15 protein-coding genes and 2 tRNA genes are annotated in these 16655 nt (G+C 60.6%); 10 read left to right on the plus strand and 7 right to left on the minus strand.

Features of this window, described 5'->3' with window-relative positions; all coding sequences use genetic code 11:
* Nucleotides 1-14: 14 nt before the first annotated feature.
* A complete protein-coding gene (locus ACQUQP_RS01735; RefSeq protein WP_432697100.1) occupies nt 15-275 on the minus strand; it encodes a hypothetical protein in 261 nt (86 codons plus the stop codon).
* A 379-nt stretch (nt 276-654) separates the two neighbouring features.
* On the opposite strand from ACQUQP_RS01735, the gene ACQUQP_RS01740 reads away from it, so the two are divergent.
* Nucleotides 655-789 (plus strand): hypothetical protein, encoded by a 135-nt coding sequence (locus ACQUQP_RS01740; protein ID WP_432697101.1) that lies wholly within the window; start codon nt 655-657, stop codon nt 787-789.
* Between the two features lie 227 nt (nt 790-1016).
* On the opposite strand, the gene ACQUQP_RS01745 is transcribed toward ACQUQP_RS01740, so the two are convergent.
* The 3 genes from ACQUQP_RS01745 to znuA all read right to left on the minus strand — a co-directional run bounded on the left by ACQUQP_RS01745 (nt 1017) and on the right by znuA (nt 2363).
* Nucleotides 1017-1103 (minus strand) — tRNA-Leu (locus ACQUQP_RS01745).
* A gap of 108 nt (nt 1104-1211) precedes the next feature.
* Nucleotides 1212-1298: transfer RNA gene (locus ACQUQP_RS01750), tRNA-Leu, on the minus strand.
* A gap of 75 nt (nt 1299-1373) precedes the next feature.
* Nucleotides 1374-2363, minus strand: coding sequence for a zinc ABC transporter substrate-binding protein ZnuA (gene znuA, locus ACQUQP_RS01755; protein ID WP_432698658.1), 990 nt, complete (start codon nt 2361-2363; stop codon nt 1374-1376).
* Nucleotides 2364-2499: 136 nt separating this feature from the next.
* On the opposite strand from znuA, the gene ACQUQP_RS01760 reads away from it, so the two are divergent.
* Genes ACQUQP_RS01760 through ACQUQP_RS01775 form a run of 4 tightly spaced genes read left to right on the plus strand, consistent with a single transcriptional unit; the run spans nt 2500 to nt 5934 of the window.
* Complete coding sequence (locus tag ACQUQP_RS01760; RefSeq protein WP_432697102.1) at nt 2500-3027, plus strand: Fur family transcriptional regulator; 528 nt, start codon at nt 2500-2502, stop codon at nt 3025-3027.
* A complete protein-coding gene (znuC, locus tag ACQUQP_RS01765) occupies nt 3014-3784 on the plus strand; it encodes a zinc ABC transporter ATP-binding protein ZnuC (RefSeq protein WP_432697103.1) in 771 nt (256 codons plus the stop codon). Before ACQUQP_RS01760 ends, znuC begins: the two co-directional genes overlap by 14 nt.
* Before the next feature lie 6 nt (nt 3785-3790).
* Nucleotides 3791-4585: a zinc ABC transporter permease subunit ZnuB gene (gene znuB, locus ACQUQP_RS01770; protein ID WP_432697104.1), complete on the plus strand. Its 795-nt coding sequence runs from the start codon at nt 3791-3793 to the stop codon at nt 4583-4585.
* A complete protein-coding gene (locus tag ACQUQP_RS01775; RefSeq protein ID WP_432697105.1) occupies nt 4582-5934 on the plus strand; it encodes an MATE family efflux transporter in 1353 nt (450 codons plus the stop codon). The genes znuB and ACQUQP_RS01775 overlap by 4 nt, the downstream gene beginning before the upstream one ends.
* A gap of 9 nt (nt 5935-5943) precedes the next feature.
* Here the strand turns inward: ACQUQP_RS01775 and ACQUQP_RS01780 are convergent, their stop codons facing one another.
* Both ACQUQP_RS01780 and prlC read right to left on the minus strand, forming a co-directional pair.
* On the minus strand, nt 5944-6222 hold the full coding sequence (locus tag ACQUQP_RS01780; RefSeq protein WP_432697106.1) for a YheV family putative zinc ribbon protein: 279 nt from the start codon (nt 6220-6222) through the stop codon (nt 5944-5946).
* Nucleotides 6223-6324: 102 nt separating this feature from the next.
* A complete protein-coding gene (gene prlC, locus ACQUQP_RS01785) occupies nt 6325-8358 on the minus strand; it encodes an oligopeptidase A (RefSeq protein WP_432697107.1) in 2034 nt (677 codons plus the stop codon).
* A gap of 119 nt (nt 8359-8477) precedes the next feature.
* Here prlC and ACQUQP_RS01790 point away from each other — a divergent pair, with 119 nt between their 5' ends.
* The 5 genes from ACQUQP_RS01790 to ACQUQP_RS01810 all read left to right on the plus strand — a co-directional run bounded on the left by ACQUQP_RS01790 (nt 8478) and on the right by ACQUQP_RS01810 (nt 14233).
* The gene (locus tag ACQUQP_RS01790; protein WP_432697108.1) at nt 8478-9026 is read left to right on the plus strand and encodes a gamma carbonic anhydrase family protein; all 549 of its coding nucleotides are present in this window, start codon (nt 8478-8480) and stop codon (nt 9024-9026) included.
* Between the two features lie 244 nt (nt 9027-9270).
* A complete protein-coding gene (locus ACQUQP_RS01795) occupies nt 9271-10563 on the plus strand; it encodes an imelysin family protein (RefSeq protein ID WP_432697109.1) in 1293 nt (430 codons plus the stop codon).
* 4 nt (nt 10564-10567) lie between these two features.
* A complete protein-coding gene (locus ACQUQP_RS01800) occupies nt 10568-12010 on the plus strand; it encodes a di-heme oxidoredictase family protein (RefSeq protein WP_432697110.1) in 1443 nt (480 codons plus the stop codon).
* On the plus strand, nt 12007-13116 hold the full coding sequence (locus tag ACQUQP_RS01805) for an imelysin family protein (protein WP_432697111.1): 1110 nt from the start codon (nt 12007-12009) through the stop codon (nt 13114-13116). The genes ACQUQP_RS01800 and ACQUQP_RS01805 overlap by 4 nt, the downstream gene beginning before the upstream one ends.
* Nucleotides 13106-14233, plus strand: coding sequence for a DUF1513 domain-containing protein (locus ACQUQP_RS01810; RefSeq protein WP_432698659.1), 1128 nt, complete (start codon nt 13106-13108; stop codon nt 14231-14233). Before ACQUQP_RS01805 ends, ACQUQP_RS01810 begins: the two co-directional genes overlap by 11 nt.
* Nucleotides 14234-14266: 33 nt before the next feature.
* On the opposite strand, the gene ACQUQP_RS01815 is transcribed toward ACQUQP_RS01810, so the two are convergent.
* On the minus strand, nt 14267-16636 hold the full coding sequence (locus ACQUQP_RS01815) for a Lon protease family protein (RefSeq protein WP_432697112.1): 2370 nt from the start codon (nt 16634-16636) through the stop codon (nt 14267-14269).
* Nucleotides 16637-16655 lie beyond the last annotated feature (19 nt).

A 16655-nucleotide genomic window follows, 5' to 3' on the forward strand; every position in this document is an offset into this window, starting at 1 on the left:
CCTGGCCCTGCGGCTTAAGAATCCTGAGCGGCACTCTCGGCGACAGCAGCCTCAGCGGGCTCGCCCTGCTCCTCAAGCTTGGCATTGAGACGCTTGATGTAGTTTTCCTGGGAATCCAGGTTCATCTTATCTTCCAGGCCCTGCAGTTGGAGACGGAAGTTCTCATCCTTCAGCTCTTTGTACTCCATGTACTGGTAGGCGTTGCCTCCGATAGAGGCCAGAACCAGCAGCGCAATGACGATCGCCGCATCCAGGTTAAGCGTGAACTTTTTCAATGGCAGGTTCCTTTCAAAGACGGGTGATACAGACCTCTGGAGGCTCTTTATACGCGCAACGGCCGGGCGTTCACAAGCGGTTAGCCAGCGAAAAGGGACCTCGGTCAGGCTTGCCGTGGTTCCTGGCAGCTTCGGCATAATGCTCGCCAGCTTCTTGTTGATGACAACAACCTGCGCACGCCAATAATGACGTACCGCCAACCCAGGCATGTCATTACTGACACTAGTTTCACAAAAACTGACACCCAGCTTTGTAAAAGCCTCATGAAAACAGTTTGTTACAAACCATGACAAAAAGCGAAACAGCTGGCATCTAACTTGCGATAAGCAGATTACAGGGCAAAACAATACGCCCATCCTGTTAGCAAGGAGAAATAAGATGACTGCTATCCATCATAATGATGAACGCTATGAAGAACTGGGCCTCGTACCATCGATCCTGATGGTGGTGGTCGGACTGGTTATCGCGATTACCCCGGCACTGGTACAGATCGGCCTGCTGACCGCCGGCTAGTCGGCACAAGCTCCCAAGCAACTGTTTTGCCCCGGCTGAGTCTGGGGCTTTTTATCGCCTGGCGCTTTTTATGAACTGAAGCGGCACAAAGAGAACCAGCAGATAGGCCTGGATAAGCCTAGACACGGATTATTCCGCCTGGAGGACGAACGCACGTCAGGCTCTAAAGAGCAAAAAAATAGGGAGATAATTTACTTGGGAGGGAAGTACCAGCCGGTGAGTACCGGTGGTGCAGATGGGGAGACTCGAACTCCCACGCCCGTGAAGGCACTAGCACCTGAAGCTAGCGTGTCTACCAATTCCACCACATCTGCGTCGGTTTGTGCGGCTTTATGTCTCTTGCGAAACATGCGGCGCCGGACCGCCTTAACTCTACTTTCGACACTTTCGAACTTTTGCCGTTCAACACCACTTCAGGGAAGTGGTGCAGATGGGGAGACTCGAACTCCCACGCCCGTGAAGGCACTAGCACCTGAAGCTAGCGTGTCTACCAATTCCACCACATCTGCTTCGAAAGTGGGGCGCATTATATAGAGCGCCCCTGCGGTTGTGAACCCCCTGTCAGCATCTTTTTTTCAATCGCTTCAGGGAGCCAGGCAACGCTCAAAACGACTCGCCAAATCAAGCATATAGTCTACATAGGCGGTTTCGCTCAGCTCAACCCCGGCTGCAAGCGGGTCGATCTCTTCGGTCTTGAGCGGCAGGCCATCGGTAATCCGCTCCACCAGCGCAGTGCTGAACTGCGGCTCGGTCATGACACAGGCAGCCTGATTCTGCTCCAGCGCCGCACGGATCTCTGCAAGATGGCGCGCACCCGGCTGGCGACCGGGGTCAACGGTGAAGTAACCCAGCTGCTTCAGACCATAGTGCGTAACAAAACCGGTATAGGCGTCGTGGAAGACATAAAAGCCACGCTCTTTCAGCGGCGCCAGCATCGCCCGGATATCCTGGTCGGCGGCTTTGAGAGAGGCTTCGAAGCGCGCGAAATTGTCCCTGATAATCGCCTCCTGGTCAGGGTAGGCCTCGATCAGTTGGGGCAACATATCCTGGGCCACTGCCAGGCCCGTCATCGGATCCAGCCAGGGATGAACATCAAGGCCGCCGTGATCATGCTCATCGCCCGCGTGTTCTTCGTGCGCCTCGTCGTGTCCATGCGCATCGGCTAGCTCTTCGTGGGCATGATGCTCCGGCTCGTCATGTTCATGTTCATGTTCATGTTCATGTTCATGTTCATGTTCGTGAGCCTCATCCTGATGCGCCTCTTCGTCATGCATGGCCGATTTAGCCGGCATAAGAATCACCTGAGGCACCTCGGTGCGCTCCAGCGGCTTGGCGAGAAAACGCTCCAGGTCGGGCCCGACCCAGACCACCAGCCGGGCGCTATCCAGCGCGCGCATATCCGAGGGCTTCATGGCGTAGTGATGGGGCGAGGCGCCATCCTGCAGCAGAATTGACGGCTCGGTGACCCCCTCGGTCAGTGCGGCAGCGATCATGCCCAGCGGACGGATACTGGTCACAACACCGCCGTCCCCGGCCTGGGCAGTACCGGTAGCAGCCAGAGATCCGGCCGCCACTGCCGCCAAAACACCACGCCTGAGATGGGCACTCACACTTTTTCGAAACGATTTCACGCTGACCTCTGATGGAAAAACTCGATGATATGTTATACCATAACAAACCGATTCCAAGGCGCTGTCAAGACGAGTCACTATGAATTGTGAAGACCCGGGCTTTGAAGCCAACCACGACCACGACCACTGTATCGAATCGGCGCTGGCCACGGCGCGGGCGCTCTGTCGCGACCGCAAGCAGCGCCTGACCCCGGTGCGCGAGCTGGTGCTTCAGCTGATCTGGAAAAACCATCAGCCGATGGGGGCCTACGAGCTGCTGCCCGCACTCGCGGAGGCCGGATTCAACTCGGCACCGCCAACGATCTACCGAGCACTGGAGTTTCTGCAGGAGCAGGGCCTGGTACACCGCATCGCCTCGTTGAACAGCTACATCGGCTGCCCGAACCCAGACAGCCCGCACCGCAGCGGCTTTCTGATCTGCCGCGAGTGTCAGCGAGCGGTGGAGCTCGACACCGGCCGGGTTCACAGCGCCCTCAGCGAATCTGCCGCCGAACTGGGATTCCAGATCGAGAACGAGATGGTCGAAGTTGTCGGTCTCTGCCCCGATTGCCGCACGGCCGAGGAGCAGGGCGGCCATAACCGCGGAGAAACCGATGCCCAATCGTGACCTGATTCGCCTCAGCGGGATTAACGTGCAGTTCGGCGATGACGCGGTGCTGAAAAATATCAGCCTGAACCTGCATGATGACTGCATCACGACGCTGATCGGCCCGAACGGCGCCGGCAAGACCACGCTGGTGCGCGTCGTGCTCGGCCTGATCAAGCCCAGCAACGGCAATATCTGGCGCCGACCGGACCTGCGTATCGGTTACATGCCGCAGAAACTGCATATCGACCGCACTCTGCCGCTTACGGTATCGCGCTTTATGCGCACCCCGAAGCGGGTGCCGGTTGCCGCGGTGCGCGAAGCGCTCAAGGCGGTGGCGGCGGAGCACCTGCTGGAAAAGTCGATCCACGACCTTTCCGGCGGCGAGACGCAGCGGGTGCTGCTGGCCCGCGCACTGCTGCGCGATCCGACGCTGCTGGTGCTCGATGAGCCGGTGCAGGGGGTGGACCTCAACGGCCAGGTCGAGCTGTACAACCTGATCGCCCGTATCCGTCGAGAGCGCAAGCTGGGGGTGTTGATGATCTCCCACGACCTGCATCTGGTGATGGCGTCCACCGACCATGTGGTCTGCCTGAATCACCATGTCTGCTGCTCCGGCCACCCGGAAGCGGTCAGCAACGATCCGTCGTTCCGTGAGCTGTTCGGCCCGTCCCAGGCCAATGCCCTGGCGCTGTACAATCACCACCACGATCACCGCCATGACATCCACGGTGACGTAATCGACGACAAACCCTCCCCCTGCTGTAACGGACACTGATACAAAATGGCTGACTTTCTTCTGCTGGCACTGGTCGGCGGTGCGGGCATAGCCGCTGTGGCGGGACCTCTGGGCGCATTTGTCGTGTGGCGCCGGATGGCCTATTTCGGCGATACCCTGGCCCATTCGGCGCTGCTCGGCGTCGCCCTGGGCCTGCTGTTCGAGATCAACCTTAACCTGGCCGTGGTCGCCTGCTGCGTACTGCTGTCACTGATACTGGTGGCGCTGCAGCGCCAGCACCTGGTCGCCACCGATACCCTGCTCGGCATCATGGCGCATAGCTCGCTTTCACTGGGGCTGGTGGCCGTATCGCTGTTGGATAATGTGCGGATCGACCTGATGCAGTACCTGTTCGGTGACCTGCTGGCGATAGCACCGGCCGATCTTGTCTGGATTTACGGCGGCGGCGTTCTGGTACTTATCATGCTCTGGCGCCTGTGGGACCAGTTGCTGGCTATCACCATCAACGAGGAGCTGGCCCAGGTCGAAGGGGTCAACACCCTGAGGGTGAAACTGGCCCTGATGCTGCTGATCGCCACCGTCATCGCCGTGGCGATGAAGCTGGTCGGTATCCTGCTGATCACCTCGCTGCTGATCATCCCGGCGGCCGCCGCACGCCGCATTGCCGATACTCCCGAGAAGATGGCCTTGTTTGCATCGCTGCTCGGTATGGTCGCGGTGCTCGCGGGTCTTACCGCCTCCTGGTTCCTGGATACACCCGCCGGCCCCTCCGTCGTGGTTGCCGCGCTGGCCGAGTTCATGCTGCTCTATGCCTTGCCACGCGGGCTATCCAGGGCATGAGGGCAGTCCGCAGCTGGCGTTACTGGCCGGATGCCGGCCTGCACCGGAGAATCTGGGCCCTGGCCTGGCCCATGATGCTCTCCAACATCACCGTGCCCCTGCTGGGCCTGGTGGATACCGCCGTGATCGGCCACCTGCCGTCACCTCACTACCTGGGTGCCGTGGCGGTGGGCAGCATGATCTTTTCGATTCTCTACTGGACCTTCGGTTTCCTGCGCATGGGCACCACCGGCATGGTCGCCCAGGCCTGCGGGCGTAATGACGGCGATGCCATACGCACCCTGCTGGCCCAGTCACTGATACTGGCCAGCGGAATCGGGATTCTGATCATTCTGCTGAGGACGCCGTTAACGGAGTTCGCGCTCTATCTGATGGACCCGGCAGCCCCTGTGCTGGAGGAAGCGCGCAACTATGCCGCCATACGGGCTTTCGGGGCACCGGCCATGCTGTGCAACTACGCACTGCTGGGCTGGTTTGTCGGCAACCAGAACACCCGGGTGCCGCTGGTACTGCTGACGGTCAGCAACCTGCTAAATATGCTGCTGAACGTGTTTTTCGTCTACGGCCTGGGCATGCACACCGACGGTGTTGCCCTCGGCAGCGTTATCGCCGAGTGGGCAAGCCTGGCCCTGGGCCTCTGGTTTGTGCACCGCATGCTGGGGGCTATTCCGGGACAGTGGCTGACCGAACCGCTCAAACGTCTGCACAGCTATTCAGAAATGTTCCGGGTGAACCGCTACCTGTTCGTGAGAACGGTCACTCTGCTGCTGACGCTGGCTTTCTTCACGTCCCAGGGCGCCAAGCAGGGTACGGATATCCTCTCCGCCAACGCGGTTCTGCTCAACTTTGTCATGCTGATCTCCAACGCCCTGGACGGCTTTGCCCACGCCACCGAGGCGCTGAGCGGCAAGGTGCTGGGCAAGGGCAGACGCAGGGAGTTTTACCGCACGGTGGTCAGTGCCGGTATCTGGTCACTGGTCAGCGCCCTGCTGCTGGTAGTGATCTTTGCCCTGAGCGGTAACCAGATCATCGCCATGCTCACCGGTATCGAGACGATCCGCCACGAAGCAGCGATCTATCTGCCCTGGCTGATCATCATGCCGCTTATCGGTGTCTGGAGTTTTCTGCTGGATGGGATATTTATCGGTACGACGCAGGTAAAAGCGATGCAGAACACCATGCTGTTCTCGGTGTTCTGCGTTTTTGCACCGGTCTGGTGGCTGAGCCAGCCGCTGGGGAATCACGGCCTGTGGATGGCACTGCTGAGTTTCTTTGCCGCCCGCGGAGTGAGCGGTGCCTGGGTGTTCCGGCGGATCAGCCGCCGGGATGGCTGGACCAGCCCGGGCTAAAACCGGTTTTCAGTGATCGCGACGGTTCAGGCCGGTATCAAAGTTGATCACCTGTACCTGTTCGCGCTCACTATCGCTGCTGCCCGGTGCCTTGTCGCTGCGCTCGCCGCTGACGCGGGTTTCCAGCTCTTCCGGCTCTGGACGGCCATCGAGACGCAGAGAGTCTTCGAAACCGCACTTTACGCACTCACGATATTCCCGCTCCTCGTCGCGATACATCCGCACCGAATCCATCTGCGCACAGCGCGGGCACACCGCGCCGGCGATAAAGCGTTTTACTGTACTCATCTTGCCTCTCTCGCCGGCGGGACGGACAGTATCCGCCCGCCGAACCTGTTGTTTCTGACGCCAGCCATTGTCGGCGTCCGGGTTGCTGAGGCTATTGTACCCTCATTCGATACCGGAATGGCGCAGCAGGGCATCCACGCTGGGCTCGCGGCCGCGGAAGGCGACGAACAGATCCATCGGTTCCCGCGAGCCGCCCTGCTCAAGAATGCTCTCGCGGAAAGAGCGGCCGGTCTCCGGATTGAAGATTCCCTCCTCTTCGAAACGCGAGAAGGCATCGGCGGATAGCACTTCCGCCCACTTGTAGCTGTAGTAGCCCGCCGCATAGCCGCCGGCAAAGATATGGCTGAAGCCGTGCTGGAAACGGTTCTCACGCGGTGGCTGGAATACCGCCACCTCCTGACGTACGCCATCGAGCACCGCCTGGATATCGGTCTTGCCGGGCTCGTACTCGTGGTGCAGGCGGAAGTCGAACAGCGAAAACTCCAGCTGACGCAGCATCATCATGCCGGACTGGAAGTGCTTGGCTGCCAGCATCTTGTCGAGCATCTCCTGGGGCAACGGCTCGCCGGTTTCATGGTGACCGGAGATCAGCGCCAGCGCCTGGGGCTCCCAGCACCAGTTTTCCAGGAACTGGCTCGGCAGTTCCACCGCATCCCAGGCCACTCCGTTGATACCACTGACATCGGGGCATTCCATGCGGGTCAGCATATGGTGCAGACCGTGGCCAAACTCGTGGAACAGGGTGGTCACCTCATCATGGGTCAGCAGCGCCGGCTGGCCCTTGGAGGCGGGTGTGAAGTTACACACCAGGTAAGCCACCGGCAGCTGCAACGAGCCATTCGGCAGGCGTCGACGGATCTGGGCATCGGCCATCCAGGCACCGCCACGCTTCTTGGAGCGGGCGAACGGGTCCAGGTAGCAGTAGGCGATCGCCTCCCCATCGCGGCTCAGGCGGTAGAGGCGGGCATCCGGGTGCCAGCTATCAAACTCGTTAATCTGCTCGAACTCCACATCGAACAGCCGGCCGGCCACGGCAAACAGGCCATCCAGCACCTTCGGCAGCGGGAAGTAGGGGCGCAGCGCCTGCTGGGAGATATCGAACCGCGCCAGCTTCAGCTTTTCGGCGTAGAAAGTCATATCCCAGGCGCACAGTTCATCCAGTCCATCGGTTTCCAGCGCAAAGGCTTTCAGCTCGCCCAGTTCGCGCTCAGCCATGCCACGGCTCTTGGCGGCCAGATCCTCGATGAAGCCGATCACCTGCTGCGGTGACTGCGCCATCTTGGTGGCCAGGGAGTAATCGGCGTAGGACTCGAAGCCCAGCAGCTTGGCCAACTCGACACGCAGCTCCATGATTTCGGTCATCACCGCGGAGTTGTCCCACTGGCCTGCGGTCGGGCCCTGGTCGGAGGCGCGGGTGCTGTAGGCGCGATACATCTCTTCACGCAGGCCGCGATCCTCGGCGTGGGACATGATGGCGTAGTAGGGCGGGAAATCCAGGGTAAACACCCAGCCTTCCAGTTCGCGCTCTTCGGCGGCCTCTTTGGCCGCACTGACGGCATGTTCCGGCAGCCCTTTCAGCTGGGCTTCGTCGGTCACCTGCTTGTACCAGCCCTGGGTGGCATCCAGCACGTTTTCGGAGAACTTGGTGGTCAGCTCGGACAGGCGCTGCTGCAGCTCGGCATAGCGTTTCTGCTCCGCTTCCGGCAGGGCGATGCCGGAGAGACGGAAATCACGCAGGGCATGATCGATCACGGTTTTCTGCGCCTGGCTCAGTTCACTGTAGGCATCGCTCTCCGCCAGCGCCTTGTAGGCTTCGTAGAGTGCCTGGTTCTGACCCAGCTCGGTGTAGTACTGGGACAGTTTTGGCAGGCAGGCGTTGTAGGCCTCGCGCAGTTCATCGGTGTTCATCACCGAGTTCAGGTGCGATACCGGCGACCAGGCCTGGCTCAGCTCATCGTTGAGCTGATCCAGCACGCCGATCAGGGAATCCCAGTCCCGTGCCTCTGTATCCTGCGTCAGCTGGGCTATGCGGCTACGGTTACGCGCCAGCAGCTCATCGATGGCCGGCTCCACATGTTCAGGAAGAATACGGCTGAAAGGGGGCAGCAGGTGCTGTTCAAGCAGGGGATTGGACATGGGTGTTGGTCTCCGGAATCGATACCGTTGCTATAACGTTGATTGCTATACCAGTCATTAAGATACATTCATTGAGATACAATGGAGGGCATTCTGAGCCATTTCAACAGGAGAACCCCATGAAGATTCGCAGTTATCAGGGAATGACACCCAAGCTTGGTGAGCGTGTGCTGGTCGACCCCAGCTCCGTGGTGCTGGGCGATGTGGAAATTGGCGATGACTGTTCGATCTGGCCGCTGGTGGTGATCCGCGGCGATATGCATCGCATCCGTATTGGCCACTCCACCAGCATTCAGGACGGCTCCGTGCTGCATATCACCCACGCCGGACCCTATAACCCGGATGGTTTCCCGCTGATCATCGGCGACCATGTCACCGTGGGTCACCAGGCGATGCTGCACGGCTGCACTATCGGCAGTCGCGTACTGGTCGGTATGGGCGCCACGGTGATGGACGGTGCCGTGGTGGAAGATGAAGTCATCATCGGTGCTGGCTCGCTGGTACCGCCGGGCAAACGCCTGGAGAGCGGCTACCTCTACGTAGGTCGCCCGGCCAAGGCGCAGCGGGAGCTGACCCAGAAAGAGCGCGAGTTCTTCACCTACACCGCCAACAACTACGTCAAGCTCAAGGACAAGCACCTGCAGGAAGAGTGGGCTAGCGCCGACTGACAGCTCGTGGCGGGCGCACGCTCCCGCCGTCATCAAGCGCCATACCGCTACACAGCCCCTGCGCCAGCGCCAACCGGCGCGGGGCGTGCCCGAACCCGTCAGGCATTCTGCGTATATCCCCGGCCCCAGCTGCAAACCCGTGATTATTTCAGGGTGAAATTTCTCGAAGCGTATTGCTATTGATAACGTTTTTCATTTAGATTGAGCTTATAGTCTAACGTAGAATTTCGAGGAGTTAGCCAGGATGAACTTTCGACGCGCACTCGGAGCCGGCCTGATCGGCGCCACGCTGTTCGCACCGCTGCCACTGACCACCGCTGTACAGGCAGCGACGCCTTCTCAGGAAACCGTGGTCGATCACTATGCCGATATCGCGCAGGCGATCTTCGAGGACTCCCTGAGCAGCGCGAAAACGCTTCAACAGGCGGTTAATGCGCTGATCGCCAGCCCGTCTGAAGCCACTCTGCTGGCAGCCCGCGAGGCCTGGATCGCGGCTCGCGTACCCTATCAGCAGTCCGAGGCCTACCGCTTCGGCAACCCGGTGGTCGACGACTGGGAAGGCCGCGTCAACGCCTGGCCGCTGGACGAGGGACTGATCGACTACGTCAACACCGACCGCTATGGCACCGAGTCTTACGAGAACCCCTTCTATACCGCCAATGTGATCGCCAGCCCCACTCTGGAGGTCAGCGGCCAGACCATCGACGCCAGTGAAATCACCCCGGCTCTACTTGAACAGCTGCACGAAATTGACGATGTCGCCGCCAACGTGGCCAGCGGCTACCACGCCATCGAATTCCTGCTCTGGGGCCAGGACCTGCACGGCACCAAGCCTGGCGCCGGCGAGCGCCCCTACACCGACTACGACACTGCCAACTGCACCGGTGGCAACTGCGAGCGTCGTGCCGACTACCTGAAAGCCGCCACCGACCTGCTGGTGACTGATCTGGAAGAGATGGTTGGCAACTGGCAAGAGGACGGCGCGGCACGTGCCGACCTGGAAGCGAAATCACCCAGCGAAGGCCTGGCAGTCATCACCACCGGCATGGGCAGCCTGGCCTATGGCGAGCTGGGCGGCGAGCGCACCAAGCTCGGCCTGATGCTGCACGACCCGGAAGAGGAGCACGACTGCTTCTCCGACAATACCCACTGGTCGCACTACTACGACGCCAAGGGGATTCAGAACGTCTACCTGGGCAGCTACACCCGCATCGACGGTACCGAACTGACCGGGCCATCACTGTCCGACCTGGTCGCCAATGCTGATGCCGATCTGGACAGGTCCATGCGCCAGCACCTGGACAGCACAATGGAGCAGGGTCAGGCAATGGTGGATTCCGCTGCGGCCGGCGCACCCTATGATGTCATGATCGCCCCGGGCAACAGCGAAGGCGGCCAGCTGGTGCAGAACTTCGTCGATGCGCTGGTAGCCCAGACCGGCGTCACCGAGCAGGTGATCGCCAAGCTGGATCTGAGCGACGTTCAGGTCGAGGGTTCCGACAGTCTGGATAACCCGGACGCCGTGCTGAGCGAGTAAACCGATGGCGTTTGCTGCAGTATTCAAACGCCACACCCTGAGAGCCTGCCTGCTGGCGTTCCTGCCAGCGGCAGCTTTCTCTGTTTATGCCGCCGATGGGAATCCCACGCTCAGTGGCGGCGACACCACCTTTACCGGAGCCAACAGCCGGGCACCCTTTTCCCAGCCGGCAGACAACCTGAGCCTTAAGCGGCGCATGGACTTTGTCCTGGGCGAGGCGATCTTCGAAAAAATCTGGGTGCCGTCCCCCTCGTCAACCACCGCCAGTGATGGCCTGGGGCCTCTACATAACGCCCGTTCCTGCAGCCAGTGTCATATCAATGACGGCCGCGGCCATCCACTGAACGGCAACAATGACCGCCTGGCCTCACTGCTGCGGCTCAGCGTGCCCGCCGACACCCCCGAGCGTCAGCGCGAGGCGCAGATTAACGGCCTGGCCGGCGACCCGGTCTACGGCAGCCAACTGCAACCCTTCGCGGTGGCGGGGCTGGCGCCGGAAGGGCGTGTCAGCCTGGACTATGAGTACACCAGCGTCGAACTCGCCGACGGCACGGTTATCGAGCTCAGAAAGCCCGTGGTGCGGGTTATACAGCCCGGTTATGGCGATTTCGATCCGGCGCTGCGCAGCTCCTTTCGCATCGCCCCGCCGATGATCGGACTGGGCCTGCTGGAGCAGATTCCGGATACCCGGCTGGAAGCCCTGGCGGACCCTGAGGACCTGGATGGCGACGGCATCTCCGGCAGAATCAACCGGGTGTACGATCGCAGTCGGGATCGTCTGAATATCGGCCGCTTCGGCTGGAAAGCCGGCCAACCCACGCTGGCACAGCAGAATGCCAGCGCCCTGAACAACGATATCGGCATCGGCAACCCGATCTACCCGGCGGCCAGCGGCAACTGCACCCAGCAGCAGTCCCTCTGTCTGGCGCTGCCCGACGGCAATACAGCACAGCAGGGTGGGCTTGAAGCCTCTGCAGAGATGATGCGGGTCTTAAATTACTACACAGCGCTTCTTGCGGTGCCGGCGGCACGCGAGCAGGCCGATCCACAGGTACAACTGGGCCGGCAGGTGTTTATGAAAGCGGGCTGCGGAGGCTGTCATACGCCTTCCCATGTCACTTCACGCAACACTGCGTTCCCGGAGCTCGACTCCCAGACGATCTTTCCCTACACCGACCTTCTGCTGCACGATATGGGGCCTGGACTTGCCGACGAGCATGACGAGTTCAGTGCCTCTGGCCCAGAGTGGCGGACAGCGCCACTCTGGGGTCTCGGCCTTACCGAAAGGGTTGCTGGAACCCCCTATTACCTCCATGACGGCCGCGCACGGACACTGCTTGAGGCAATACTCTGGCATGGCGGCGAAGCCAAACCCGCCCGCGATCACCTTGTTCAACTCGATAAAACCGACCGGGACGCCCTTATCCGGTTTCTGGAGTCACTATGAACCGATCCAATCAGACAGGCTTGCTCCCCACACTGGCCGGCGTCGGCAGCGCCTTTTTGCTGGCGGGGCTGATCCACACCAGCAATGCCACCGCTGCCGATGTCAGCTGGGCCGACTACAACCGTGAAACCGTTCAGGACGATATTATTCCCGCCTACGGCCGGTTTGCTCAGACAACCCGCACCCTGGACTCCGCCACGGACACTCTGTGCCAATCGCCCGATGCAGCTCACCTGGAACAGGTACGCAACGCTTACCGTGAGTCGATGCTGGCCTGGCAGGGAATATCGCAGGTGCAGTTCGGCCCGGTGCAGTTCCTGATGCGGAACTACAGCATCCAGTACTGGCCCGACCGCAAAAGTATCGGCCGTCGTCAGTTGCAGAGCACCCTGGAGATGCCGGCGGATACTCGCTTTGACGCGGATTTCTTCCATGAAGCCAGCGTTTCGATCAAAGGCTTTCCGGCGCTCGAAAGCCTGTTATTCAGCGACAATGCGCTCGACAAACTCGCCGGTGACGGCATCGACTGCCGCCTGAGCGCCGCTATTGCCACCAATCTCAACAGCATGGCCGAGGGGGTCTACAGCGACTGGCAGAACTCCGCCGAGGAGATCCTCAGCGCGAGCAGCAATGACGATGATGACGAGGGCGTCAGCGACGTACCTGCGCTCAGCGTCGATCTGATGAAATCGCTGGTGGAGCCGGTTGAGCTGATTCGAGACACCAAGCTGCTGGCCGTACTGGGCCGGAATGCTGAGTCGACCTACCCGCACCGGGCCGAAAGCTGGCTGAGCGAGCAGTCACTGGCCAATATCCGGGCGAACCTCGACGCGGCGTACGCGCTTTACGCCGGCAATTCCGCCGGACTGAAACAGCTGCTCGAGGCCCAGGGGCATGCCAAGATCGCCCAGCAGATCGAGGCCGACTTCAAACAGCTGAATGCACAGTTGGAACCGCTGGGCGACTCCCTGGTAAAAGCGCTGGAGAGCCATTACGACGAGCTTAAAACTGTGGCGGCGTCCCTGCGCGCGCTGGACGATTCACTCAACAACGCCATGCAGGTGCTCGGTGTACAACTGGGGTTCAATAGCCGTGATGGAGACTAAGCGCAGACGCCTGCTGCAGTGGATGGCGGGGGCGCCTCTGCTGGCAGCCTTACCCGGCACCGGCTTTGCCGCCTCTACAGACGGGGACCGCTTGCTGATCGCCAGTGCCGCCGATGATGCTCAGGGTAATCACTGGCTGATCGCCATGAATGAAATGGGAGAGGAGCGGCTGCGCCACCCCTTGCCGGGTCGTGCTCACCATGTGGCGGCACACCCCAGCCGCCCGTTGCTGGCGGTGGTTGCGCGCCGCCCCGGTTACTACATCGACCTGGTGGATACCGACAGTGGCATGCTGGTGCGACGGATTGAACCGGAAGCGGGACAGCATTTTTACGGCCACGCGATCTTCACGCCGGACGGCAAGGGGATACTGGCCACTGAAATGGATGTTGAAAGCGGGGAGGGCCGCATCACCCTGCGTGCGCTGGACCAGGCGGGCGCCCCTCTGCGGGAGATGGCCAGTGGCGGTATCGGCCCCCACGAGCTCCTGCTGACGCCGGATAAGCACACGATCATCGTTGCCAATGGCGGCATCCTTACCGATGGTCGCGACAAGCTGAATATCGAGACGATGCAGCCGTCACTGGCCTATATCGATCTCGAATCGGGCGAAATCACCGAGCAGCGCTTCCTCGACAGCGAGGACCATCAGCTGAGTATCCGTCACATGGATGTGAATGCACGCGGTGAGGTGATCATCGCTCTGCAGTACCAGGGTGATCTAGCGGACGATAAGCCCTTGGTTGCAGTGCATCGTCGTGGGGAGGCACTCAAGTTACTGAGAGCGCCGGAACAAATCAATCGCCAGATGGCGCAGTACTGCGGCAGCGCCCGTTTCGACAGCAGTGGCCGCATCGCTGCCGTCAGCGCACCGCGAGGTGACCTGGTCACTTTCTGGGATATGCAGAACGACAGCTTTCTGACCAGTATGCGCACCACCGATGGCTGCGGACTGGTGGCCACCCCCGAGGCCGGCAGCTTTATCGCCAGCACCGGGCGAGGGCGCTGTTACGCCCTTTACCCGCTGGACGATTATCGAGAGCCGCTGATGCTGCCACCTCAATTGAGCAGTCTCGCCTGGGACAACCATATGGCACTCAAACCCCTGCTTGGCTGACACTTCTAAGGTGAACAGGCGCCGAGGCGAGGCTCAGGCCTTCGCCTTGGCGATCTCGCGCAGACGTTTAACAATCTGCGCGCCCATACTGCGCTGGGTGAAGTGACCGTCTTCCTTCATGTGGCCCGCCGGCTTGCCCGTCAGTATCTCCAGACACTGATCCACCGTCGCCACCGCATGGACATGGAACAGTCCCTCCCTGACCGCATCCACCACCTCTCGCTTAAGCATTAGGTTACGCACATTGGCCTGGGGGATAATCACGCCCTGCTTGCCGTTTAACCCGCGGGTCTGGCAAAGCCTGAAGAAGCCCTCGATCTTTTCGTTTACACCACCGATCGCCTGGACTTCACCATACTGGTTGATCGAGCCGGTCAGCGCGTACTGCTGGCGGATCGGAATATGGGTCAGTGCGGAGATCAGTGTGCAGATCTCCGCCAGGGATGCGCTGTCGCCATCGATGTAACCGTAGGACTGCTCCATGGCGATACTGGCGGAGAGTGTCAGCGGGAAGTCGCGGGCGTACTTGTGTCCGAGATACCCCTGCAGGATCAGCACCCCCTTGGAGTGGATCGGCTGACCGAGGGTGACTTCACGCTCTATATCGACAATACCGCGGTTGCCCGGGTGGACGGTGGCGGTAATCCTTGCCGGCGTACCAAAGGACACATCACCGACCTGCAACACGGTCAGACCGTTGGATTTGCCGATGGCGTCACCATCGGTATCGATCAGCACGGTCTCATTCATGATGCCGTCGAGAATTTTCTGCGCCAGGCGGCCGGTGCGTCGTTCCTTGGCCACCAGGGCATGTTCCACGTGGAGCGCATTGATCTGATCGTCGCCGTTCTCTTTACGGCGGTAATCCGCCTCGCACAGCAGATCGACCAGCTCGCCGATATGCGCCGACAGCTGGTCCTGATCGCCGGCAAGCCGGGAACTGTGCTCCACCAGCCGTGCAACACCATCCCGGGTGAGAGCGGCCAGTTGCTCCTCGTTGGCGAGGGTTTTCATCAACCTGGCATAATGACGAATCGATTTTGGATTACGCTCCACATCCTCGTCGAAGTCCACGACCACACGGAACATCTTTTCAAAGTCGTGATCCAGCTCCTGCAGCAGGTAGTAGGTATCACGCCCGCCAATCAGCACTATCTTGACCCCGAGCGGCACGGGTTCGGGATTCAACGTGATAGTGCTCACCCCGGTGTACTCGCTGACCGGGTTCTCGATACGGATCTCATGGGATTTCAGTGCCCGTTTCAGCGCACTGTAGACAAACGGCTGCTCCAGCAGTTTCTCCGCTTCCATCACCAGGTAGCCGCCGTTGGCACGATGCAGCGCACCCGGACGGATCAACTGGTAATTGGTGACCATGGCGCCCATTTCACTGGTGTATTCAATGCGCCCGAACAGATTGTCGTAGCTCGGGTGCGCTTCATAGACCACAGGTGCACCCTTGGTTTTATCGTTGTCCACCAGCAGGTTGACGCCGTAGTTCTCCTCCAGCCAGGCGCGCCGGGTCGCGTCGGTTTTCACCTCTACCGGGCTGTCGGCAACCAGCTCCGCGCCGTTCTTGACCAGGTCCTTCTCCACATGACTGAGATAGGCGGGCACACCCGGCAGATTGGCGTAATGTTCCTTGAGTGCCTGGATCGGCCCCGAGACCGCCTGGCGGGCGGTATCGCGCTCCAGGGTACGCACCTGCTCCGCGGCCTCGCGGCGCCACTTCGGCAGCTCGGTCAGGTTGTCGTTAAGCCGATCCTCGAGCTCGGCAATATTGCGCTGGAAGGCATCGCGTTCCTCCTCTGGCAGCGCGGAGAACTGCGCCTCATCCATCGCCTGACCATTGGCGACCGGCGTAAAGCCGACCTGGCCGGCTTCGCGATAAACGGCGATGCTGTAATCTCGCCCCTTGCGCTCGATCTCTTCCACCGCCTGGTCGTAACGGCGGTTGAAATCACGCTCTATACGTCCCTTAAGGCCCAGATAACTCGGGCTTTCAAACGCCGCGGGCAGCGCGCTGAGCAGATTGTCGAACAGGCGCCCCATATCGCGCCGGAATCGTGCCGCTTTACCGGCAGGTAACTTCAGGATCGTCGGGTAGCGGTTATCGGTAAGATTGTTCAGGTAACACCAGTCCTGTGGCTTGCGCTGTTTCTTGGCCACATTACGCAGGCTCACGGTCGCGAACGAGAAACGACCGGTGTGCGGGTTACCCATGACGAAGAGGTTATAGCCCGGACGCTGCATGCCGACACCGAACTCCATCGCCTCGATGGCGCGTTCCTGGCCGAAGAAGCCGCTGAACGGTTCAAGCGTATCGGTGGTTTTAAACGGCAGGAGGTCGGTGTCGCAGGTGCGATAGAGAGCCTCGGGCGGCAGCGGAAGGTGCTTATCCATAGGGCGACCCCTAAGCAGA

The sequence above is a fragment of the Marinobacterium sp. YM272 genome (assembly GCF_050908845.1).
GTDB lineage: Bacteria > Pseudomonadota > Gammaproteobacteria > Pseudomonadales > Balneatricaceae > Marinobacterium_D.

Coding starts and splice junctions, on each gene's coding strand:
- ACQUQP_RS01740 (WP_432697101.1), top strand. CDS start 655: ATGACTGCTATCCATCATAATGATGAACGCTATGAAGAACTGGGCCTC.
- ACQUQP_RS01760 (WP_432697102.1), top strand. CDS start 2,500: ATGAATTGTGAAGACCCGGGCTTTGAAGCCAACCACGACCACGACCAC.
- znuC (WP_432697103.1), top strand. CDS start 3,014: ATGCCCAATCGTGACCTGATTCGCCTCAGCGGGATTAACGTGCAGTTC.
- znuB (WP_432697104.1), top strand. CDS start 3,791: ATGGCTGACTTTCTTCTGCTGGCACTGGTCGGCGGTGCGGGCATAGCC.
- ACQUQP_RS01775 (WP_432697105.1), top strand. CDS start 4,582: ATGAGGGCAGTCCGCAGCTGGCGTTACTGGCCGGATGCCGGCCTGCAC.
- ACQUQP_RS01780 (WP_432697106.1), bottom strand. CDS start 6,222: ATGAGTACAGTAAAACGCTTTATCGCCGGCGCGGTGTGCCCGCGCTGT.
- prlC (WP_432697107.1), bottom strand. CDS start 8,358: ATGTCCAATCCCCTGCTTGAACAGCACCTGCTGCCCCCTTTCAGCCGT.
- ACQUQP_RS01790 (WP_432697108.1), top strand. CDS start 8,478: ATGAAGATTCGCAGTTATCAGGGAATGACACCCAAGCTTGGTGAGCGT.
- ACQUQP_RS01795 (WP_432697109.1), top strand. CDS start 9,271: ATGAACTTTCGACGCGCACTCGGAGCCGGCCTGATCGGCGCCACGCTG.
- ACQUQP_RS01800 (WP_432697110.1), top strand. CDS start 10,568: ATGGCGTTTGCTGCAGTATTCAAACGCCACACCCTGAGAGCCTGCCTG.
- ACQUQP_RS01805 (WP_432697111.1), top strand. CDS start 12,007: ATGAACCGATCCAATCAGACAGGCTTGCTCCCCACACTGGCCGGCGTC.
- ACQUQP_RS01810 (WP_432698659.1), top strand. CDS start 13,106: ATGGAGACTAAGCGCAGACGCCTGCTGCAGTGGATGGCGGGGGCGCCT.
- ACQUQP_RS01815 (WP_432697112.1), bottom strand. CDS start 16,636: ATGGATAAGCACCTTCCGCTGCCGCCCGAGGCTCTCTATCGCACCTGC.